Origin of the sequence: Gordonia sp. VNK1, assembly GCF_040049135.1 — a bacterium.
Lineage (GTDB): Bacteria > Actinomycetota > Actinomycetes > Mycobacteriales > Mycobacteriaceae > Gordonia > Gordonia oleivorans.
Genome location: NZ_JBDZDJ010000007.1, coordinates 172,221 through 194,169, shown reverse-complemented (window position 1 = coordinate 194,169; position 21,949 = coordinate 172,221). Strand labels below are relative to the sequence as shown.

Sequence of the window (21,949 nt, the reverse complement as noted above, 5' to 3'; positions counted from 1 at the left end):
GACCTCCGGTTCCAGCCCTCACGTCACCGAGCAGTCACTCGGCGATCACATCCATTCTGCTCTCCTGCGTCGTGGATCCCCACCACTTGTCGAGATTGGCGAATCGTCGTCGATACCCGGTCGAAAACTGGAACACGTTCTAGTGTGTGCCCCATGGGTGCCACCTTCACCGCCGCAGAACTCGACGACGCCTTCGCCTCGTTCCAGCGAACCGTCGCCGAGGTCGGCGTCAGCCGCGACTGGGATCGCTTCGCCGACATGTTCACCGTCGACGCCGACTACGTCGAGCACGCCCTGGGCGTCATGCACGGACGTGCGGAGATCCGCACCTGGATCTGGAAGACGATGACGGCCTTCCCCGGCAGTCACATGACGGGATTCCCCGCGCTCTGGCACGTCTGCGACCCGACGACGGCCCGGGTGATCTGCGAGGTCGACAATCCGATGCGCGATCCCGGCGATGGGACCCTGATCACTGCGACCAACATCACCATCCTCACCTATGCAGGTGAGGGCCTGTGGTCGGCCGAGGAAGACGTATACAACCCTCTCGAGTTCGGCGCGGCGGCCATGAAATGGTGCGAAAAGGCCGCCGACCTCGGTACTCTCGACGACAGCGCGGAGAAGTGGATGCGACGGATCGGGCCGGCGTTTGCCGCGCGACGATGACCTGCCGATCCCCTGTGAGTACGGGCCGCGGGGTGGACGGTCGGATTCGATCCACGCACGATGGTGAGTCGGAACCGGGCACGTAACGCCCGGCACCCCGACGACGACAACCCACACGGTTCGGTTACGCCCCCGTAGGTCGAGACTTGGGCCGACCCGGCCCGGTGCCGTAGCCTGGTCCCTTGACCTACGCGCGTGCGCACCGAACCCACAACGCATGCGACCACCGTTCGGAGGAATCTTTATGGCACGTGCACTGACTCAGCTGGAGCTCCTACAGGAACTCGCTCCGGTTGCCGAAGAGAACGTGAACCGTCACCTCAAGACCGCGCGTGACTGGAATCCGCACGACTACATCCCGTGGGATGAGGGACGTAATTACGCAGCACTCGGCGGCAGCGACTACGACCCGGAGCAGTCGCAGCTCAACGAGGTCGCCAAGGCCGCGATGATCACCAACCTCCTCACCGAGGACAACCTGCCCTCGTATCACCGCGTCATCGCCGACAACTTCTCCATGGACTCCGCGTGGGGCCACTGGGTCGGCCGCTGGACCGCCGAAGAGAACCGGCACGGCATCGTGATGCGCGACTACCTCGTGGTCACCCGCGGCGTCGACCCGGTCGCCCTCGAGGCCGATCGCATGGTCCACATGACCAACGGCTACGACCCGATGCTGGCGACCGCCGGGCGCGTGGACGAGTTGGAGGAGCACGCCGACGAACTGGGCATTCTGCACTCGGTCGCCTACGTGACCTTCCAGGAACTCGCGACCCGCGTGAGCCATCGCAACACCGGCAAGGCCTGCAACGACCCGATCGCCGATCGGATGCTGCAGCGCATCGCCGCCGACGAGAACCTGCACATGATCTTCTACCGCAACATCTGCGGGGCGGGTATGGACCTCGCCCCGGATCAGACGCTGCGCGCGGTCACCGACATCGTCACCAACTTCCAGATGCCCGGCGCCGGCATGCCCAACTTCCGTCGCCACGGCGTGCTGATGGCCAAGCACGGCATCTACGACCTGCGTCAGCACCTCGAAGAGGTCGTGCAGCCGGTGCTGCGCAAGTGGAATGTCTTCGAGCGCGAGGACTTCAGCGCCGAGGGCGAGAAGACCCGTGAGGAGCTCGCCGCCTTCCTCGAGCAGCTCGAGAAGGACACCATCCGCTTCGAGGAGATGCGCGACCGCGCACTCGCCCGTGAGGCCAAGAAGCGGGAACGGCAGGCGTCCTGAGCACCACCACGCACCCGATCACCGCGCCGGCGCCCTCCATCTCCACCGAGGGCGCCGGTGCGCTGTCGTCTGCCACCCGCGCGACGCCGCTGCGTATCGGGTCCATCGAACTCGCCAGCCCCGTCGTGCTGGCCCCGATGGCCGGCGTCACCAACGTGGCGTTCCGGACGTTGTGCCGCGAGCTCGAGCTGGCCCGCACCGGGACCGTGTCGGGACTCTATGTGTGCGAGATGGTCACCGCCCGCGCCCTGGTCGAACGGCACCCGGTCACGATGCACATGACCACGTTCGGCCCGGACGAGAACCCGCGGTCGATGCAGCTCTACACGGTCGACCCGCGCTACACCTACGAGGCCGCGAAGATGATCGTCGACCAGGGTCTCGCCGACCACATCGACATGAACTTCGGCTGTCCCGTCCCCAAGGTCACCCGCAAAGGCGGCGGATCGGCCATCCCGTTCAAGCGGGTGCTGTTCCAGAAAATCGTCGCCGCCGCCGTCCGCGCGGTCGAGGGCACCGATATCCCGGTCACCGTCAAGTTCCGCATCGGTATCGACGACGAGCATCACACCCACCTCGACGCCGGGCGTATCGCGGCCGCAGAGGGAGCGAAAGCCGTTGCGCTGCATGCGCGTACCGCATCCCAGCGGTACTCCGGTGAGGCCGACTGGGGCGAGATCGCCCGGCTGAAGGACCACGTGACCGAGGTTCCCGTCCTCGGCAACGGCGACATCTTCGAACCGGCCGACGCGGTGGCGATGATGAACCAGACCGGCTGCGACGGCGTCGTCATCGGACGTGGCTGCCTGGGCCGGCCGTGGCTGTTCGCCGAACTCGCCGCCGAACTCAACGGTCTGCCGGCACCGGCGCAACCGACACTCGGCGACGTCGCCGCGATCATCGTCCGCCACGGCCAACTCCTCGCCGATCATCACGGTGAGGACAAGGGGATGCGCGAGATCCGCAAGCACGTGGCCTGGTACCTACGTGGCTTTCCCGCGGGTTCGGATCTGCGGCAACGCCTTTCACTGGTGACCACGCTCGACGAGCTACGTGAACTCGTCGCGTCACTGCCGGCCGATGCCCCCTTCCCCGAGGACGGCCACGGCCCACGCGGCCGGCAGGGATCACCCGCGAAGGTCGCCCTCCCCGAGGGATGGCTCGACGACCCGTACGAGGACGTCGTCCCCGAGGGCGCCGAAGTCATGCACTCCGGCGGCTGAGCGGTCGCTCCCCCGCCGCGTTGACAGCGCTCTCCTCATCACTGACAGCGCCCTGTCCCGCGTTGACAGCGCTCTTCCCTGCGTTGACAGCGCTTGCCACGTCGTTCACAGCGCTTTCCTCATCACTGACAGCGCTCTGCACGTCGTTCACCGCGCTCATGTGCCCTACATCTGAACGAGTCGGCGTCGAACAAAGCGCTGTCGGTGACAGAAAGAGCGCTCTCAACTCCCGAGAGAGCGCTGTCGACGGCACGCAAAGCGCCGTCAGTGATAGCGAGAGCGCCGTCGGTGACTCGGAAAGCGCCGTCAGTGATGGCGAGAGCGCTGTCAACGCCGGAGAAGGGCACCCCACATCACACGAGCCGTGAGCTGAGGATGCCTCTCAGCCTCGACCAAGTACGATGTCGCAAGGCCCTGCCGCGGCAGGTTCCACCAGAGGTACGTGCCGCAGGCGTCAACCCCCGACGCCGTGGTTCACCAAGTAGCGGGGGATGAGGATCTGTCAGTTGAGTCGTTGGACGCGTAACAGGGGCGGCGCATCGGGCGACGACGAGCCCACCGCCGGGCGCGAAACCGCCGGCGGGCGACGCCGTCGCGAGAACCGCGGCGGCTCCGGCGACGACCTCGGTTCGATGTTCTCCGCACCACCGGCCGGCGAGACCCCCGAATCCGACCGCCTGCGCGAACCACGCTCCGCCGACCGCTTCGTCCGCGGCCGCAACCGCATCACCGTGCGCGAGCTGATGGAACAGATGAACGCCGCCGGCGAGCATCCCGACGGCAATCGCGCCCACCAGGGTGGTCCCGCCGACGAATCGCCGACGCAGGCCATCCCGACCGCCCGCTCACGCTTCCGTCCCGCCCGCAGCAATCATCAGCCGGCCCCGCCCCGCCCCGAGCAACACCGCCCCGAGCCGACCCGGCCCGAGCCACCCCGACCTGACGCCCCCACCACGGCGCTGCCGCCGATACCGCGCGTCGAGGGCAATGACGTCACGCAGAAGATCCCGCCGGTCAGTGCCGACGGCCCGGGCCCCGACCTGTCCGATCGTGCGACGACGCGCCGGGCCATCGAGGAGTCCCGCGCCCAGGGCGGACAACCGGTCGGTGGCCCCGTCGCGCCCGAGGAGACCGCCGCCGGCGAATCCTCCGCAGGAAACCAGGACGCCCCCGCCGACAACACGCCAACCGAGGCCGTCGCCGCGTCCGCAGCCCCCACCGACGACGACGCCTTCACGCCCGTCGCCCCGGCTCCGCACACCGCGTCACCCGAGACGGTCGCCGCTGCACCGATGGAGCGCACCCCGGACCTGACCAAGGTCGCCCGGTCCCGACCGCGTCGACTCGCCGGACGGACCCGCAAACAATCGCTGAGCCGCAACGCCACCATGACCGGGCGCATCCTGGTCTCGGTCGCCTGCATCATGGCGCTGGTCGGCACCGGATTCGTGTGGGGCTATCTGAAGTCGTGGAACGGTAACTGGCGCAACATCATCGCCGTCGACCCGAACGACGGCAACATCCGCGACAAGAACGCCCAGTACGGCGACGAGAACTACCTGATCGTCGGCACCGACACCCGCAGCGGCCAGAACGGCGACGTCGGCGCCGGCACCACCGCCGACGCCGAGGGCGCCCGCTCGGACACCGTGATCCTGGTGAACATCCCGGCCGACCGCAGCCGCGTCGTGGCCGTCTCGTTCCCGCGTGACCTGCAGGTCGATCAGCCCGAATGCCAGCAGTGGGACAACGACAACGGCACCTACGGCGATCCGTTGCCCGCACAGACCGAGGTCAAGCTGAACAGCGTCTACGCCCTCGGCGGGCCGCAATGCCTGGTGCGTGTGATCACCCAGATGAGCGGTCTGAACATCAACCACTTCATCGCGATGGACTTCTACGGCTTCGAGAAGGTCGTCAACGCCGTCGGCGGTGTCGAGGTGTGCTCCACGCAGCCGCTCTACGACTACGAACTCGGTCAGATCCTGCGCAAGCCCGGCAAGCAGAAACTGACCGGCCGACGCGCACTGAACTACGTGCGGGCACGAACCGTGTCCACCGAGGGCAACGGTGACTACGGCCGCATCAAACGCCAGCAGCTGTTCATGTCGTCGCTGCTGCGATCGACACTGTCGGGCAATGTGCTGACCAATCCGAGCAAACTCAACTCGATCGTCAACACGTTCATCGACTACAGCTACGTCGACAACGTCAACACCGAGTCGTTGCTGAAGCTCGCCGAGTCGATGCAGGGCATCGAGGCCGGACGGGTCTCATTCATCACGATCCCGACGACCGGCACCGCCACCGACGGCAGCAACAACGAGCTACCCAACACCGAGGCCATCGACGCGATCTTCAACGCGATCATCGATGACCGACCACTGCCCGGCGAGCAGGCCGAACGGACGTCCAGCTCGAGCTCGTCGACGTCGACGACGACCACCACGGCCGCACCCACGAATGTGTCGGCGACCGCCCAGAACCCGGGCAACGTCGAGGTCCGGGTGCTCAACGGCACCGGACGCGACGGGATCGCCAGCGAGGTCTCCGATCAGCTCTACGGGCAGGGATTCAACGTGCAGGGCGTGGCCGACGCGTCGGAGAACCGCACCGACACGGTGATCCGCTACGGCACCGGTTCCCAGGACTCCGCGGCGACCCTGGCCGAGATGTTCCCGGGTGCCTCGATCCAACTCGATCGCACCGTCCGCTCCGGTGTCGAGGTGATCCTGGGATCGGAGTTCGACGGTACGGTCGGCACCGCGCCGTCGGTGGGCACCACGCTGTCGGTGTCATCGTTGCCGCCGGCCGCCAATACCGGCGACCTGCCCAACGATCTGGCGATCACCAACGCCGGCGACACCACGTGCTCCTGAGGCGTTCACTGGGAGTTCACCGCCCAGAAGAGGGCCTCGGCACCCCGTACCCAGTAGCCTTGATACATGCGTACCGCCTACCAGGAACAACTGCGCGTTCTGAACGCCATTCTGGGTGAGATGTGCGACCTCGCCGGCTCGGCGATGGAACGTGCCACCCAGTCCCTTCTCCAGGCCGATCTCGCGATCGCCGAGGATGTCATCAGTGAAGACGAGCGGATGAGTGAGCTCACCGCGCAGGCCGAGGAGCAGGCCTTCGCATTGCTGGCGCTGCAGAATCCGGTCGCGGGTGATCTGCGCGGTATCGTCAGCGCCCTGCAGATCGTCTCCGACGCCGACCGCATGTGCGCCCTGGCGCTGCACGTCGCCAAGGTGGCCCGGCGTCGCCATCCCGCCAAGGCCCTCCCCGAGGAGGTCGCCGGGTACTTCGCCGAGATGGGTCGCCTGGCGGTGATCCTCGCGCACAACGCCCGTGAGGCGCTGGAAACCCTCGATCCGCAGGCCGCCGCGCGCCTCGAAGAGGACGACGATTCGATGGACGATCTGCACCGTCACCTCTTCACGGTGATGATGGATCGCGAATGGAATCACGGCGTCGCCGCCGCCGTCGACATCACCCTGCTGGGGCGTTACTACGAGCGTTTCGCCGACCACGCCGTCCTCATCGGCCGGCGGGTGGTCTTCCAGGCGACCGGCAAGACCCTCGAGGACCTTGAGGTCTGAATCTCCGCGCGGTTCCTTCCGGCCGGTGATCGGCGTCGACGTCTCGTGCGTCGGCGCCGATCGCCGTCTGTGCCCCCTACCGTCTGCGCCCCACCGTCTGCGCCCACCGTGACCCAGACATTGTGACCCCGACCACTCATATGCCGCGTGTGGTACATCGTCTCAGAATGTGCGACGCACATCGGCGAGCGGTTAGGGTAACAGCCCATGGGCCTGCGCTACCCCGCCGAACCGGACTTCAATGCCGTGTCCGACGACGATGACTCCCGACACCATCACCTCGGTGCCCGACAGCTCGTCATCTACGGGGGCGTGATCGCGTCGCTGCTCGCACTGCTGGTGATCCTCTACCTCAACATGTGAGGAATCCCCGACCGCCGTGGGCGATCGGGGATTTCTGTGTCGTAGGGCCGCCGAAGGTGGGCGGTCCGGCCTATCCGAAACGGCCCGAGATGTAGTCCTCGGTCTCCCGCTTGGTGGGGTTGGAGAACATCGTCTCGGTGTCGTTGATCTCCACGAGCTGACCGGGCTTGCCGACGCCGTCGAGGTTGAAGAACGCGGTCTGGTCACTCACGCGGGCGGCCTGTTGCATGTTGTGGGTGACGATGACGATGGTGTAGTCCTTCTTGAGCTCACCCATCAGGTCCTCGATGGCCAGCGTCGAGATCGGGTCGAGCGCCGAGCACGGCTCGTCCATCAGCAACACGTCCGGCGACACCGCGATGGCGCGGGCGATGCACAGACGCTGCTGCTGACCACCGGACAGGCCGCCACCGGGCTTGTCGAGACGATCCTTGACCTCATCCCACAGATTCGCACCCTTGAGGCTGCGTTCGCACACCTCGGCCAGTTCGGACTTGTTGCGGATGCCCTGCAGTTTCAGGCCGGCCACCACGTTGTCGCGAATCGACATCGTGGGGAACGGATTCGGACGCTGGAACACCATGCCGATGGTGGTGCGCACCGCGGTCGGATTGACCTCTTTGGCGTAGATGTCCTCGCCGTCGAGGAGCACGCTGCCGACCGCGTAGGCGCCGGGAATCTCCTCGTGCATGCGGTTGAGGGTGCGCAGCACGGTGGACTTGCCGCAACCGGACGGTCCGATGAATGCGGTGATGCTGCGCGGCGGCACCGACAGCGTCACGTCCTTCACGGCGTGGAACTTGCCGTAGTAGATGTTCAGATCTTTGATGTCGAGGCGCTTGGCCATGGCACTACCTTTGGGAAGTCTGGATGAACTGGTGGATGAGACCCGGTGGGTGCGCGCCGGGCGGCGCGCACCGCGGGTCTATTTGGTCTTGGGCGCCAGGTACTTCGCCAGCAACGCGGCGATGACGTTGAGAACGGCGATGATGATGATCAGCGTCAGTGCCGCGCCCCAGTAGTAGAACGACGACGCCGGCTGGCTCGCCGACCACACGTCCTTGATGAACAGCGGCAGCGAATTCATGCCGCCCTCAAAGGGATTGGTCTTCACCAGCGAGCTGGCCGGCCCGGCGAGGATGAGCACCGGGGCGGTCTCACCCATGATGCGGGCGATCGCGAGGAAGATACCCGAGAGCATCCCCGACAGCGCCGTCGGAATAACCACGCGCACAATGGTTTTCCACTTGGGGATACCCAGGGCGTAGGACGCCTCACGCAATTCGTCGGGGACGAGTTTGAGCATCTCCTCGGTGGAGCGCACCACGATCGGGATCATCAGCAGGATCAGTGCCAGGCTCACCATGAAGGCGCTCTGCCCCATCGACAGTCCGATGACGAACACCGTGAAGATGAACAGCGTCGCGACGATCGACGGCACTCCGGCGAGGATGTCGACCATGAAACTGACCGGCTTGACGAGCTTCGACGTCGGGTACTCGACCAGCATGATGGCCGTGAGGACGGCGATGGGCACCGAGATGATGGCCGCGATCAACGCCTGGATGATCGACCCCACGATCGCCGGTGCCACACCTGCGCCGTACTGGGTGGTGGTGTCGATGCCGTAGGCATCGCCGAACCACCAGTTGGGATCGGTGATCGCCTGTGCGCCCTGCGAGATGACGGTCCACAGCAACCACACCAGCGGGATCACCCCGAGCGCGAAGCAGGCGATGAAGGCGATCTTGGCCGCATTGTTCTTGGCCTTGCGGCTCAGCGAGACCTCGCGGAATGCGCTGGGGGCCTGTTTGACGGGACCGCCACCGGAGGCCGCTTCGTCGGCTGTGATGGTCATCCGTTCACCTTTCCGCCGGCGACCGCACGGGCGACCGCGTTGACCACGAACGTGAGAACGAAGAGCACCAGGCCGGCGGCGATGTAGGCGCTCTGAGTGTCGCGACTGCCGACGAATTCGCCGACGTCGCGGGCGATCTTCGAGGCGAAGGTGTCGCCACCCTCGAACAGCGACCACTTGAGGCGTCCGACGGCCGCGCTCAAGATGATCATCACCGCGATCGTCTCGCCGAGCGCACGCCCGAGGGCCAGCATCGCGGCGGCGATCATGCCGGATCGGCCGTACGGGAACGAGGTCATCCGGATGACCTCCCACTTGGTGGCGCCGAGCGCCATGGCCGCTTCCTTCTGGCCACTCGGCGTCTGCCGCAACACCTCTCGGGTGATGGAGGCAATGATCGGCAGCATCATGATCGCCAGCACGATGCCGGCGGTGAAGATGGTGCCGCCACCGGCGATCGACGTGCTACCGGTCCCGAACAGGAAGAACCAGCCGAGACTGCTGTTCAGCCATTCGGCGAACGGTGCGATGAACGGCGCCAGGATGTAGATACCCCAGAGACCGAAGATGATCGAGGGCACCGCGGCCAGCAGGTCGATGACCGCACCGAGCGGACGGGAGATCCGGCGGGGCGCGTACTCGACGAGGAAGACCGCGATGCCGATCGCGATCGGGGTGGCGATGACGAGCGCGAAGAACGACGTCAGCACGGTGGCGCGGAACAGTTCCCACACACCGAATCTGACGGTGCCCTCGTCGAAGTTGCTCTGGGCGACATTCCATTCCGAGGAGAACAGGAAGGTCGTGGTGTTCGCCGCGATCGACGGGATCGCGTCGACGACGAGCGTGATGCCGATCCCCGCGATCAGCACGATCACGAAGAAACCGGTCCCACGAGCGAGGTAGGAGAAGACGCGGTCGCCGACCGCGCCCCGGTGGCTTTTCAGGCCGGGGTGGAGCTGTTCCTGCAGTTCCTGCTTTTGCTCGGGCGGTAACTGGTTGGGCTCGTCCGGCGTGGAGCCGGACTCCGACGGTTTGCCCGCCGAAGTCCGGCCCAGTCCGGTGGTGTCATCCACAGACATAACTCTTATCTCGCATCGTGGTGGTTGGTACTTGCTACTGGATCGCGTTGATCGATGCCTGCAGCTTCTGCTGGAACTCGGTCGGCAGCGGGATGTAGCCGGCGTTGACCAGTTCCTGTCCCTGGTTCTGCGGCGCGGCGGCCACCGACAGGAAGGTCTTCACACCCTGACCGACGGAGGCGTCAGAGTACTTGGAGCACACGATCGAATATGTTGCCAGAACGATCGGGTAAGCACCGGCCTGAGTGGGCTTGTAGAAGGACGAGGTGTCGATCACCATGTTGTGGTTGTCCGGACCGTTGGCCAGGGTCGCCGACTCGATGGTCTTGCCACCGGCCTCCGCGGTCAGGGCCACACCGGTGGGATCCTGATCGGTGATGATCTTGGCCATCGACAGCTGATTCGACTGGGCGTAGGCCCACTCGACGTAGGCGATCGAACCGGGGGTCGGCTTCACGGCCGAACCCACGCCCGGGTTGCCCTGCTTGCCCTCACCGACACCGCCGTTGAAGGTCTTGCCGGTGCCCTTGGTCCAGCCGCCGGCCGCGGTCAGGTACTTCTGGAAGTTGTCGGTGGTGCCCGAGGAGTCGGCGCGGTAGATCACGTTGATCGGGGTCGACGGGAGGGTGACGCCGGGGTTGTCGGCGGCGATCGCCGGATCGTTCCAGGTCTTGGCCTCACCACTGAAGATCTTCGACAGGGTCGCACCCGACAGCGCCAGGTTGTCGACACCCTCGACGTTGTAGGCGACCGCGATTGGGCCGAACACCAGCGGCAGCTGCCAGGCCTCGGAGCTGCAGCGCTGGGCCGCGGCCGAGATCTCGTCACCCTTCAGCGGGGAGTCGGAGCCACCGAAGTCGGTGAGGCCCTGGTTGAAGTCGGAGACGCCCTGGCCGGAGCCGCCGCCACCGTAGGAGAGTTCGTACCCCGGGCACGTCTTGGCGAACGAGGTGGAGAAGATCTTCATGGCGTTGGCCTGGGCGGTGGAGCCGCTGGCCTTCAGCGACTGCTTGCCCTGGCACTGGATGTCGGCCACGGCCGAGGCCGGCGCGGCGCTCGTGTCGTCCTTGTCGGCATTGCTGCTACACGCACCGAGGACGAGGGCGGAGCTGGCCGCCATCGCGGCGACGACTGCACCCGTACGACTCAATTTCACTTTCAGGTTCCTCCAGCATCAGAACACGACAACCCCCCGCGGGGCGCCCGGTCGGGACAACCCTAGGGTCCGCCGATGGACGGCCCGCGCACCGAAGGTGAACGGAAGATGAATTGGACATCCCCGACACGCGGATCCGGGTAGATGGCCATCGGGACTGTTGTCGCCGTCACGGCGAGACGGGTAGCGGGCAGCCGTCGAGCTTCACTTAGGTAAGCCTTGGTAAAGTCCTTCTGATTCTCATGGGCAGACCACGTTCCGACACCGACCGCGCGGCCATCCGCGCGTCGCCGATCGACCGGCACCACAGCCGTCGCCGATCGGCCCTGGTGTTCGGTCCGGTGGCGACGCCCGCGGTGCCCGACGCGGCCGATCGTCTCGCGGCGCTGGCCGCCCGCGGCGCGTGGTCCCGGATCGGCCTGCGACCTTCTCCGGAGTCGAGCAGGTGGCCCTTGGACCCCGCGGCCGAGGGTCACGTCGTGCGTACCGCGGTCGATCCCGGCGACGATCCGTTGCGCCTGCTCGACGAGGTGCGCACCCGCGGTGACGAACCGTTGCGGGTCGCGATCGGCGGCGATCACGTGGCCATCGACTTCGATCACGGGCTGGGCGATGCCCGACTCATGCACACCGTCGTCGATGTCGCTCTGGGCGTTGCCGATCCCACCGACGATCGACTGTGGCATCGCTATCGCCACCGGCTCCCTCCCCTCGCCGTGGCCTCGGCGCGGATCGCCGCCGATCCGAGACGTCTCGTCGCGCTCGCCCGGCTGACCCGCCGACCCGATCGCACACCGCCCAGACCGCTCTCGTCATCGACGAGAACTGTTGTGCAGCCGGATGTTTCCGTGTCGCGACGCCCCCGCGCCCACGCCCTGCGCATCCCGTCGGACACCGTCGCCGCGGTGCGGTCCGCACGGGACGAGCACCGCCCGGGGGTCACCCTGTATGCGCTGACCACCGCCGCCCTCGTCGACGTCCTCGACACCGCCGGGGTGGCACTCGATCCCGTCGTCACCGCACCGTTCGACGCCCGCGCCTACCTGCCGGAGGACCGGTCGACCCTGGCGAACTTCTCCGCGGGGCTCGCCTTCGAGGTTGCCCCCGGCACCGATCCGACTCGGCTGCATCACGAGCTCACCGAGGCCGCCCGGATCGGTCGTCCGGTGGCCAATCTCGTTGCCACCGAGGCGAAGACGCGGCTCGCGGCGATGTTTCCGAGCCACCGTCCCGCAGCCCCGACATCCCCGTCGTCGGTGCACCTGCTGCACTCGAGCGTCGGTCACATCCCCGGCTCGGAGGATCGGTGGCGGTGGCTCGACGACGAGCGCGCGCAGGTGCTCGCGGTCGCCGATCCACCGACGCCGTATGGAATCACCGTGACCACCGCCATGGTGGGTGGTGGGATGTCGGTCGCGACAGCATATTTCGACGCGGTCGTGCCCGGCGACGCTGTCGACACGGCGATGAACCTTCTTCCCCTGCGCATGCTCGAGCTGGCGTCGATGACCTGAGCACCGCGTCATCTCAACACTTTTCGCCCAAAACTCACGCCGACCGCGTGCCACGCCAGGAGGTTTCCACGCCATGTCCGCACCATCTCAACGCTGCCAGGTGGCCATCATCGGCGCCGGACCCGCGGGGCTCGCACTCGGTCAGATGCTCGCCCTCCAGGGCATCGACGCCGTGGTTCTCGAGGCTCGTTCCGAGGAGTACGTTCGCGCCCGCGTCCGGGCCGGCGTCATCGAGAACACCACCGTCGACATCCTCACCGAACTCGGTGTGGCCGATCGGCTGCATCGGGAGGCGCTGGTGCACAACGGATTCTATCTGCGTTTCGACCGCACCACCCATCGTCTCGACTTCCACCGCTTCGACGGCCGACATGCCTACGTCTACGGGCAGGCCGAGATCGTGGCCGACCTCATCGACGCCCGCAAGGCTGCGGGACTACCGCTGGTCTTCGAGGCGCAGGACGTCGAGGTCGACGGAATCGATTCGGCGACAAGCGAGATCACCTATGTCGTCGACGGCGAACCGCAACGCCTCGTCGCCGACATCGTCGCCGGCTGCGACGGCTTCCACGGCGTCACCCGCAGCTACCTTCCGGCAACCGTTCGCACCCTCGAACGGGTGTATCCGTTCGCCTGGCTCGGCATCCTGGCCCGCACCACGCCGGTGACCGAGGAGGGCATGTACTGTGCGCATCCCGACGGACTGTCGGTGCACAGCATGCGCGGCACACACATCACGCGGCAGTACCTCCAGGTACCGGCCGACACCGACCTCGCCGACTGGCCCGACGACCGCATCTGGTCGGAGTTGAAGCGGCGCAGCGCTTCCGACGATCATCCGGAACTCGAGACCGGCGAGATCTTCGATCGCAGCCTGGCGCCGCTGCGTAGCGTCGTCACCGAACGCATGCAGACCGGGTCGCTGTTCCTGCTCGGCGACGCCGCCCACATCGTGCCGCCGACCGGGGCGAAGGGACTCAATCTCGCGGTGTCGGATGCGTGCGTTCTCTCCCACGCCCTCGGACTGTTCTACCGCACCGGCGATCGGTCCGGGCTGGAGGCCTACACCGACACCGCCCTGCCGCGAATCTGGCAGGCACAGAACTTCTCCTGGACCCTGACCTCGATTCTGCACCGCTTCACCGACGACCCCTTCGACTGGGAGTTGCGTCGGGCACGACTGCAGCGATGGGCCGAGTCCGACGCCGAACAGCACGGCCTCGGTGAGGTCTACCTGGGCCTGCCGTTCCCTACGCCGTGGCGGGCCGAGTAGCGAAGTCCGCCACGCCCAGCGGCATCTCGGCCAGATCGACGCCGAAGTCGCGGAGACACGCCTGCCGCGCCGCGACCGGATCGAGGATCGACTCACTGCGGAGCTCACCGTCGGTGACGATCAGCCGAAAGCGCCCGGGCACGTCGGCGTCGGTGAGTGTCCGACGGCCGTCGCCGTCGGGCAGTGTGCAGATCACCGAGCGGGTGAACCGCGACCGTGGAGAGGTACTGTGCCACCACGCCATCGCCTCGAAATCGACGAGGGGACGAGGGTGGGATTCGAGTACATAGGCAGCGGAGCCGACGTCGACGCGGCGGTCGTGCGCGGATGTGAGATCGACGGGGCGGCAGACACGCTCGCCGCCGAAGCCCACATCGACCAGCAGGGTGAGGCCGTCGACGGCGACGATGACGGCCATATGGCCCAGGGGCGGACCCGGTTGCCCACCGGCGTCCACGCGTGCGCCGATCACCTGCGCCTCGAGGCCCAGCGCCCGCAAGGCCATGGCCAGCAGCCCGTTCAGCTCGTAGCAGATCCCGCCGCGCCGGCCGTCGACGAGTCGTGCCACGATCGCCGATTCCTCGGACTCGACGGGAATACCGCGGTGGATGTCGAGATTCTCGAAGGGGATTCGTGCGTGTTGTGCGGCGGCCACCTGCGCGACCAGTTCGGCACCGCGCGAGGCGGGTGCGTCGATTCCGATCCGGTCGAGATACGCGGGCAACGAGAAGACCGCGCGCGTTGTTTCGGGGCGCAAATGATCCACTCCAACAGGGTAGGCTACCCTCACTAACCATGGCTCCTGAGGTCTTCTGGTACATCAATCCGACCGACGGCGACGTGCCGTGGGAACCGGCGCTGCGCGTCGAGCCGACCCTCGAGGTGATCCGCCATCAGGCCCAGACCCTGGACCGCCTGGGCTTCTCCGGCGCCCTCACCACCGCCCGCGAACCGATCGCGCTGGTGCCCGGCACCGACAACCTGCGATTCCTCATCCCGGTGTACCCGGGTGTCAAGCCACCGGCGCAACTCGCCGAGGAGGCCCAGGTCTTCGACCAGTACTCCGGCGGGCGACGGATCTTCAACCAGGTCAACGGCGCCGACCCGGTGCTCGCGCGGTACGGACGCCGCGAGTCGAAGGCGGAGCGGTATCGGCTGTCGGCGGAGTACTGGCGGCAGGTCAAACGGCTCTACGCCGACGAGACCGAGGCCTACGACGGCGAGTTCTTCTCCTACGGCCCGCGGTACAAACCGGCCATCCCGGGTCCACGTCAGCCCGGCGGCATCGAGGTGTGGGGCACGGGCGCCTCCCCGGAGGGCATCTGGCACGCCGCGGAGGTGCTCGACGTCTACCTGTCGTTCATGGCTCCCCCGTCGGAGTTGACGGGACTGTTCGACCGGGTCCGGGCCGCCGCATCCGAGCGTGGCCGCACGCTGCGGTTCGGCGTGCTCGCCAGCGTCATCGTCCGGGAGACCGACGACGAGGCGTGGGAACGGTTCGAATCCCAGTTGAGCAGGACCCGACCCGAAACCGTCCTGGCCACCGCCGACCGCAACCTGCGCAGCTTCGGCTTCCCCGGGCTCGGCGAGATCTCCAGCGACGACCCACAGGTGCAGGGCCGCATTGACGCCCTGCGCGCCGGACGCATCCCCGGCCGAGAGCTCCTGGAGTACGCACCGAATATGGCTGCCGGTCTGACCACCTGGACCGCCGCCGAACCACCATTCGACATCGCGGGCAAGGGCACCGGAACCTACTTCGTCGGCAGCGCCGGGAACGTCGCGGCCACCATGAATTCACTCGCCGAACAAGCAGGGATCGACATCTGGATTCTGTCCGGCTGGCCGCTGGCCGCCGAGGCCGAGATCGCCGCCGACCTCCTGCTCCCGCTGTTGAGAAACCCGGCGACCACCGCGGTGGCCTGAGCGTCCCCGCCTGCCGGCCGAGCCACCCATTCGCCGGTCGAAGCGCGAGGAGCCCCCAGGGCGACGAGCCTCGAGACCACCGCAACCCGACAACCCAACCAGCCCAACACCTCCCAGCCCCACCCCACCAGGCCTCGACACGACCTCCGTTTCGACGGAGCTCAACGCGGCGGCTAACGCTCCGGTCGGCTCGACCAACAAAGTAACCTCACCGGCGCTTCGGCTCGACCAACGAAAAGCCCACCTCGATCAACGAAAAACGCTGCGAACCTGCGCAACCCGCCGATCGAGCCCTACCGCACCGTCGCCACCACACCGCGGTGATCGGAGCCCACCAAGGTCACCGTGTGCATGGACGTGGGTTGCAGACCGCCGCGCGTCAGCACGTGATCGATGGTCAGTAGCGGCGGAATCGCCTTGTCCGCCGGGTAGGTCGGCACAAAACCGGCACCCACCACCTCGGCGGCGTCGAGCAGATCCGGCGACGTGTCGGGTCCGTATCCGGCGAGCATCCTACGGAACGGCCGATGATCCCAGGTGGAGTTCATGTCAGCACCGACGATCGTCGGAAGTGCCTCGGCCGCAAGGATGTCGGATAGTCGACTCATCTCGAGATCCCATCGCCACGCGGCCTCCGGCCAGGGCGGCAGCGGATGCAGCGCGTACACCGCAGTGCGGCCGTGGCCGGGAAGGTCGGTTTCCGCGCGCACATTCCCGAGGCGGAAACCGTCGAGTACGCGCCCGTCGACGAGTGGATACTTCGAGAAGATCCCGACACCCCGGCCGTCGGGCAACGCATGGGTGAACGAATACGGCAGCGCCACAGCGAGATCCGACACTTCGATGCGATTCAACGCACCCTCGGTGAGTTCGACGATGGTCAGGAGGTCGACGTCCTCGGCCCGTACCGTCGAGGCCAGCGACACGATGTCGGCCTGACCGAGGTAGATATTCGCCTGCATGACAACCAGATCGGAGTCCGCCGCGGACGACGCTCCCACATAGAGCGGCGCCTGCGTCACCACGCCGGCCACCACCACGAGAGCCGCAATGCCCGCGACGATCCACCGCCGCGCGAGCAGCAGTACGACGAATCCGACGACGCCGACGATCACCAACACGGGAGTGAAGGCGGCGACGCGGCTCGCCGTCGAACTGACGAATCCGGAGTAGTGCGCGAACACCCCTGCCGCGCAGGCGAATACCGCCGACACCCCCACGACGGTGGCCGCAGCCCGCAGCAACCGCCGGCCCCGCGGTCCCGGAGTCCGCCGACCCGGCGGCGCACCATCGACACCCACGACCGGTTCAGCCATAGGCGACGTCGATGGCGTGCCGCGCGAATCCCAACCGCTCATAGGTGTGCAGGGCCGCGGTGTTGTCGCCCTCGACGTAGAGCATCACGTCGTCGATGCCCCGGTCGGCGAAGTAGTGCAGTCCGGCCAGCGTCAGCAACCGGCCCAGCCCACGACCCTGCGCGGCCGGATCGACACCGACGATGTACACCTCGCCGAGTGTCGGGCTCTGCGTCTTGGTCCAGTGAAATCCCAGAAGGGTGTCGGGAGCGGCGGTGTCGAACGCCAGGAACAGGCCGGCCGGGTCGAACCAGTCGGCCTGCACCCGCTCGGTGATCTGTTCGGGCGCCCAGCCGCCCTGTTCCGGATGCCAGGCGAAGGCGGCGTTGTTGACCCGCAGGATCTCCGGGTCGTCGGCCGGCCCGGCGTAGGTGCGCAGCTCGATATCGGCAGGCACGACGAGCGGATCAAGTCTCGAGGCGCCCGAGACATCCGGCCCGCTCACTCCGTACCCGGCGCCGCCGGTACGCAACAGTTGCAGCAGCTCACGGCGTCGGGAAAGACCCATGGCCTCGGCCAGCGCCTGCGCGCCGGGAAGATCGCCGTGGGCCCACGCCCGGGGTGCTCCGTCGGCATCGAGTTCGCGTGCCGCGGCGAACGCCACCTCGAGTAGCGCCCGACCGTGTCCCCGACGCCGGAGCTCCGGATCGATGACCGCCTCGATCATCGCGGGCTCGTCGTCGCGTCCGGGCGTGATGTTCGCGTACCCGGCCGCCGACACGACGTGGCGCACGCCGGGGGTGCCGTCGATCGCGTGCACAGCCTGTTCGGACAGCGGCGCCACCCCGTCGACCTCCGCTGCGGCGGCCACCAGACGACGCGCATGCGCCGCGACCTGCGGGGACACCACCTCGCTGACGGTCGGCTCATCCGGAATCGTCGTATCGCCGAACGGTGATGTCACTGGTGGTCAGCCTCCCGTGGCACTGATTTCCTCGTCTGCGGGTTCAACGGGTTCGTCCTCGAGCAGGTCCGGACCGAGGTCGTCGTCGAGGTCGTCGACCGTGGTGTCCGGGCCGCCGGCGCGTCCACGGCTGGGCCGCACCGCCTTGTAGCCGACGTTGCGGACGGTACCGATGAGCGATTCGTGGTCGCTGCCGAGCTTGGCCCGAAGCCGCCGCACGTGGACGTCGACGGTGCGGGTGCCGCCGAAGAAGTCATAACCCCACACCTCCTGCAACAGTTGCGCCCGGGTGAAGACCCGGCCCGCGTTCTGCGCGAGGTACTTCAGGAGTTCGAATTCCTTGTAGGTCAGATCCAGTGGCCGCCCACGCAGCCGCGCGGTGTAGGTGCCCTCATCGATCACCAGCTCACCCAGCGTCACCTTGCCCGACGCCTCTTCGGCGGTCACCCCGCGGGTGCGCATGACCAGCAATCGCAGTCGCGCGTCGAGTTCGGCCGGTCCGGTTGCCGGCAACAGGAACTCGTCGAGCCCCCAGTCGGCATTCACCGCCACCAGCCCACCCTCGGTCAGCACGGCCGCCACCGGCACCGCCGAACCGGTGCTGCCCAGCAGCCGGCACAGGCCCCGGGCCGCGGCCAGATCCGTCCTGGCATCCACGATGGCAACGTCGGCGTTGCTCGCCTCCATCAACGACGACACCTCTGTCGGAGCAACCCGTACCGTGTGCGCGAGCAGCGCCAACGACGGCAGAACCGACTCCGGATTGGGATCGGCGGTCAACAGTAGGAGATCCACGCAATACTCCGATCTTCCTCAGTCGCGCCCGAAGCACCTCTCGTCCCCGCGGCGAGTGACCCCGGGGGCATTCTCCCCCGTTCGGCCACCTCGACACTGAGGCGAACGATCGGTCGCGCCGACGGCTCGGCATGTTTACTCCGCCTTACCAACATGTGCGCGACAGGTGACAGAATAGCCGCAATGTCGCGCTCTGCTGTTAACAAGGCCGACGCGGACGCCGTGAACTCGGACGATTCGCCCGCCGGGACGCCGGCTCGTCGGCTGCGGCGCACCGTGATCGTCGCCGTCATCGTGGCGCTGGTGATCGTCGTCGGCGCCTTCGTCACCGACACCGTGGCCGCGAGCCGCGCCGAGCATCGGCTGTCGACGTCGCTGGCCACCGCACCGGGCATCGAGTACCGCCCCGAGGTCACCCTCGGCGGGTTCCCGTTCCTACGCCACGCCACCGACGGCGAGTTCACCGGCATCGTCATCACCGCACGCGGAGTACCCGTGTCCGGGTGCACGTATCCGCAGGCACCGGACTGTTTCGCCGAACTCGGCGCCACCCTCGGCCCGGTCACCGTCGACGACGGCTTCGACATCGGCCCGACCGAGGTGATGCGGACGTCGTCGGTGACCGCGTATTCGCTGCTGAACTCGGTGAACCTGGGCCGGATGCTGGGCATCCTCGACCTGAGCGTCAACACCCCCGCGACCCCCGACCGCGTCGGCGGGGGCGGTCCGCAGTTCGGGAATCTGGAACGCAGCACGGGCGTCGTGCTCACCGGCACGGTCGCGCTGCCGCCGTCGTCGGCACCCGAGCCCGGCGGCGTACCCGACCCGACGCGGGCCCCGTCGGCGTCGGAGTACCCCGGTGCGCACACCAGGGTCAGCGTCACCGTCGACCTGTCGGTCGTCGACGGCAGACTCCATCTGCAGGCCACCGGCTTCTACACCGGCCCCGAGGAACACGTGGTGTCCGCGGAACTGTCCGGCGATGGGGCACAACAGATGCGTGACGCCGTGCTCGACAGATTCACCCGGACCCTGCCGCCGCTGCCGATACCGTGGGATCTGCCCGCCACCGGCGCGCACAGCGCCGGCAGCGACATCATGCTCACCGCCGAGTCCGGCCCCCGTGACCTGCGGCCCGACCGGTTCTGATCACCGCGACCGCAGACCACCGACGCGATTGCGGTGCGGCCGGGGCGCTGTTGTACCCTCGTGGGCATGCAACAGCGCCGTGAGTTCTTGCTCACCCGCCGCCGGGCGATCGACTTCTGTCGCGTCGCCGACTGTTGCTGTCGCTGTACACGGTGATCGTGGCGCATCGCGCCGGCACGCTCACCTATCGATGACGGTCGGCACGGCGCACATTCTGTGAGCTCTGGGCGACCAACGCGCATCGAGCGTTGTGACCGTCATCGTCCGCCGAAGTCTTCGGCAATCCGACGCCGACGCCTTCATCTTCATTTCCCCTATCCCACACCCATGTATCCGGGAGGAAAATCCATGGCACGTTCCGACGTCCTGGTCAGCGCCGATTGGGCTGAGCAGAACCTGCACACCGACAAGGTCGTCTTCGTCGAGGTCGACGAGGACACCAGCGCCTACGACGGCGGCCACATCGAGGGCGCGGTCAAGATCGACTGGAAGACCGATCTGCAGGATCCGGTCCGTCGTGACTTCGTCGACCGCGAGCAGTTCTCCAAGCTGCTCTCCGAGCGCGGTATCGCGGGCGACGACACCGTCGTGCTCTACGGCGGCAACAACAACTGGTTCGCCGCCTACGCCTACTGGTACTTCAAGCTCTACGGCCACCAGGACGTGAAGCTGCTCGACGGAGGCCGCAAGAAGTGGGAACTCGACGGCCGTCCGCTGTCGACCGACGCCGTGAGCCGTCCGGTCACCGAGTACAAGGCCGCCGACCCGGACAACACCATCCGCGCCTTCCGCGACGAGGTCGTCGAGGCCATCGACGTGAAGAACCTGGTCGACGTCCGTAGCCCCGACGAGTTCTCCGGCAAGATCCTGGCGCCGGCCCACCTCCCGCAGGAGCAGAGCCAGCGTCCCGGCCACATCCCCGGCGCCATCAACGTGCCGTGGAGCAAGGCCGCCAACGAGGACGGCACCTTCCGCTCCGACGAGGACCTCGCCGCGCTGTATGCCGAGGCCGGCCTCGACGGCGAGAAGGAGACCATCGCCTACTGCCGCATCGGCGAGCGTTCCAGCCACACCTGGTTCGTGCTGCAGGAGCTGCTGGGCCATAAGAATGTGAAGAACTACGACGGCAGCTGGACCGAATACGGTTCGCTGGTCGGCGTTCCGGTTGAACTGGGAGAAGGAAAGTAAGTATGTGTGCTGCACCCAAGCAGGGACAGAAGCTGCCCGCGGGCGTCGACGTCGAGAAGGAGACCGTCCTGACCGGACAGGTCACCGACGGCTCCGGTAGCCCGGTGGCCGGCGCCTTCGTGCGGTTGCTGGATTCGACCGGCGAGTTCACCGCCGAGGTCGTCGCCAGCCCCACCGGCGATTTCCGTTTCTTCGCCGCCCCCGGCACCTGGACGCTGCGTGCGCTCAGCTCGGTCGGCAACGGCGACGTCACCGTGAGCCCGGAGGGTCCGGGCGTGCACAGCCACGACATCACCGTCGCCAAGTAAGGCTGTCCCGCAAGACAATCGAGGCCCGGTCACCCTGGTGGTGACCGGGCCTCCGTCGTTTCCGGGGGCCGTCGTCACCCGCCCCGCCGCCCGAGGAGAAAGTGGGGGAAGAGATCTCTTCCCCCACTTTCTGCTGTTTCCGGCAGAACTTTCTGGGGGAACATCGCGCACCCGGGGGAGGAAGATTCCTCCCCCACTTCTGGTGTCCCCCATTCGTGCGGCACCCGTTGGTCCGATCGGACGATTCTTGCGCCCGCCCCCACGTCCGCGGCCGCCAATTCCCCTTGCGCCCGTGTTAGCTTCACCTTCCATACGTGAAGAATCCGGCCGTTCGCCGGCACTGGAAG

Annotated in this window: 20 protein-coding genes; 12 read left to right on the top strand and 8 right to left on the bottom strand. The window is 67.2% G+C overall.

Annotated elements, in window-relative coordinates; translation table 11 throughout:
* Positions 1–153: 153 nt before the first annotated feature.
* The 6 genes from ABLE94_RS11340 (at position 154) to ABLE94_RS11315 (ending at position 7,094) form a co-directional block, all read left to right on the top strand.
* The gene (locus ABLE94_RS11340; RefSeq protein WP_348804785.1) at positions 154–669 is read left to right on the top strand and encodes a nuclear transport factor 2 family protein; all 516 of its coding nucleotides are present in this window, start codon (positions 154–156) and stop codon (positions 667–669) included.
* Between the two features lie 244 nt (positions 670–913).
* The gene (locus ABLE94_RS11335; RefSeq protein WP_348808773.1) at positions 914–1,906 is read left to right on the top strand and encodes an acyl-ACP desaturase; all 993 of its coding nucleotides are present in this window, start codon (positions 914–916) and stop codon (positions 1,904–1,906) included.
* Between the two features lie 38 nt (positions 1,907–1,944).
* Positions 1,945–3,129: a tRNA dihydrouridine synthase DusB gene (gene dusB, locus ABLE94_RS11330; protein WP_348804887.1), complete on the top strand. Its 1,185-nt coding sequence runs from the start codon at positions 1,945–1,947 to the stop codon at positions 3,127–3,129.
* Positions 3,130–3,635: 506 nt separating this feature from the next.
* Positions 3,636–6,008, top strand: coding sequence for an LCP family glycopolymer transferase (locus ABLE94_RS11325; RefSeq protein WP_348808772.1), 2,373 nt, complete (start codon positions 3,636–3,638; stop codon positions 6,006–6,008).
* A 66-nt stretch (positions 6,009–6,074) separates the two neighbouring features.
* On the top strand, positions 6,075–6,731 hold the full coding sequence (gene phoU, locus ABLE94_RS11320) for a phosphate signaling complex protein PhoU (protein ID WP_348808771.1): 657 nt from the start codon (positions 6,075–6,077) through the stop codon (positions 6,729–6,731).
* A 207-nt stretch (positions 6,732–6,938) separates the two neighbouring features.
* Positions 6,939–7,094 (top strand): hypothetical protein, encoded by a 156-nt coding sequence (locus ABLE94_RS11315; protein ID WP_348808770.1) that lies wholly within the window; start codon positions 6,939–6,941, stop codon positions 7,092–7,094.
* Between the two features lie 70 nt (positions 7,095–7,164).
* Here ABLE94_RS11315 and pstB read toward each other — a convergent pair whose 3' ends face one another.
* The 4 genes from pstB to pstS all read right to left on the bottom strand — a co-directional run bounded on the left by pstB (position 7,165) and on the right by pstS (position 11,190).
* On the bottom strand, positions 7,165–7,941 hold the full coding sequence (gene pstB, locus ABLE94_RS11310; RefSeq protein ID WP_348808769.1) for a phosphate ABC transporter ATP-binding protein PstB: 777 nt from the start codon (positions 7,939–7,941) through the stop codon (positions 7,165–7,167).
* Between the two features lie 78 nt (positions 7,942–8,019).
* Positions 8,020–8,952 carry a phosphate ABC transporter permease PstA gene (pstA, locus tag ABLE94_RS11305; protein WP_348808768.1) on the bottom strand — a complete coding sequence of 311 codons (933 nt, stop codon included), beginning with the start codon at positions 8,950–8,952 and terminating at the stop codon, positions 8,020–8,022.
* Positions 8,949–10,034 carry a phosphate ABC transporter permease subunit PstC gene (pstC, locus tag ABLE94_RS11300; protein ID WP_348808767.1) on the bottom strand — a complete coding sequence of 362 codons (1,086 nt, stop codon included), beginning with the start codon at positions 10,032–10,034 and terminating at the stop codon, positions 8,949–8,951. The genes pstA and pstC overlap by 4 nt, the downstream gene beginning before the upstream one ends.
* Positions 10,035–10,068: 34 nt before the next feature.
* Complete coding sequence (gene pstS / locus ABLE94_RS11295) at positions 10,069–11,190, bottom strand: phosphate ABC transporter substrate-binding protein PstS (protein ID WP_348808766.1); 1,122 nt, start codon at positions 11,188–11,190, stop codon at positions 10,069–10,071.
* Positions 11,191–11,432: 242 nt separating this feature from the next.
* Here pstS and ABLE94_RS11290 point away from each other — a divergent pair, with 242 nt between their 5' ends.
* Together ABLE94_RS11290 and ABLE94_RS11285 are read left to right on the top strand one after the other, a co-directional pair.
* Positions 11,433–12,704, top strand: a complete 1,272-nt coding sequence (locus tag ABLE94_RS11290) for a hypothetical protein (RefSeq protein ID WP_348808765.1) — start codon at positions 11,433–11,435, stop codon at positions 12,702–12,704.
* A 73-nt stretch (positions 12,705–12,777) separates the two neighbouring features.
* Positions 12,778–13,977, top strand: a complete 1,200-nt coding sequence (locus ABLE94_RS11285) for a 4-hydroxybenzoate 3-monooxygenase (RefSeq protein ID WP_348808764.1) — start codon at positions 12,778–12,780, stop codon at positions 13,975–13,977.
* On the opposite strand, the gene ABLE94_RS11280 is transcribed toward ABLE94_RS11285, so the two are convergent.
* A complete protein-coding gene (locus tag ABLE94_RS11280) occupies positions 13,955–14,743 on the bottom strand; it encodes an arylamine N-acetyltransferase family protein (RefSeq protein WP_348808763.1) in 789 nt (262 codons plus the stop codon). The genes ABLE94_RS11285 and ABLE94_RS11280 overlap by 23 nt on opposite strands.
* Before the next feature lie 29 nt (positions 14,744–14,772).
* Between ABLE94_RS11280 and ABLE94_RS11275 the strand changes: the two genes are divergently transcribed.
* Positions 14,773–15,903 carry an LLM class flavin-dependent oxidoreductase gene (locus ABLE94_RS11275; protein WP_348808762.1) on the top strand — a complete coding sequence of 377 codons (1,131 nt, stop codon included), beginning with the start codon at positions 14,773–14,775 and terminating at the stop codon, positions 15,901–15,903.
* 293 nt (positions 15,904–16,196) lie between these two features.
* Here the strand turns inward: ABLE94_RS11275 and ABLE94_RS11270 are convergent, their stop codons facing one another.
* Genes ABLE94_RS11270 through ABLE94_RS11260 form a run of 3 tightly spaced genes read right to left on the bottom strand, consistent with a single transcriptional unit; the run spans position 16,197 to position 18,957 of the window.
* Positions 16,197–17,219, bottom strand: a complete 1,023-nt coding sequence (locus ABLE94_RS11270; protein ID WP_348808761.1) for an endonuclease/exonuclease/phosphatase family protein — start codon at positions 17,217–17,219, stop codon at positions 16,197–16,199.
* Complete coding sequence (gene mshD, locus ABLE94_RS11265) at positions 17,212–18,162, bottom strand: mycothiol synthase (protein WP_348808760.1); 951 nt, start codon at positions 18,160–18,162, stop codon at positions 17,212–17,214. Before mshD ends, ABLE94_RS11270 begins: the two co-directional genes overlap by 8 nt.
* Positions 18,163–18,168: 6 nt before the next feature.
* Entirely contained in the window at positions 18,169–18,957 is a 789-nt protein-coding gene (locus ABLE94_RS11260) for a winged helix-turn-helix transcriptional regulator (protein ID WP_348804771.1), read from the bottom strand.
* A 183-nt stretch (positions 18,958–19,140) separates the two neighbouring features.
* On the opposite strand from ABLE94_RS11260, the gene ABLE94_RS11255 reads away from it, so the two are divergent.
* From ABLE94_RS11255 to ABLE94_RS11245, 3 genes are all read left to right on the top strand, one after another.
* Positions 19,141–20,106, top strand: coding sequence for an LmeA family phospholipid-binding protein (locus ABLE94_RS11255; protein ID WP_348808759.1), 966 nt, complete (start codon positions 19,141–19,143; stop codon positions 20,104–20,106).
* A 348-nt stretch (positions 20,107–20,454) separates the two neighbouring features.
* On the top strand, positions 20,455–21,294 hold the full coding sequence (locus tag ABLE94_RS11250) for a sulfurtransferase (RefSeq protein WP_348808758.1): 840 nt from the start codon (positions 20,455–20,457) through the stop codon (positions 21,292–21,294).
* Positions 21,295–21,296: 2 nt separating this feature from the next.
* Positions 21,297–21,602, top strand: a complete 306-nt coding sequence (locus ABLE94_RS11245) for a DUF1416 domain-containing protein (protein WP_348804768.1) — start codon at positions 21,297–21,299, stop codon at positions 21,600–21,602.
* Positions 21,603–21,949: the final 347 nt, after the last annotated feature.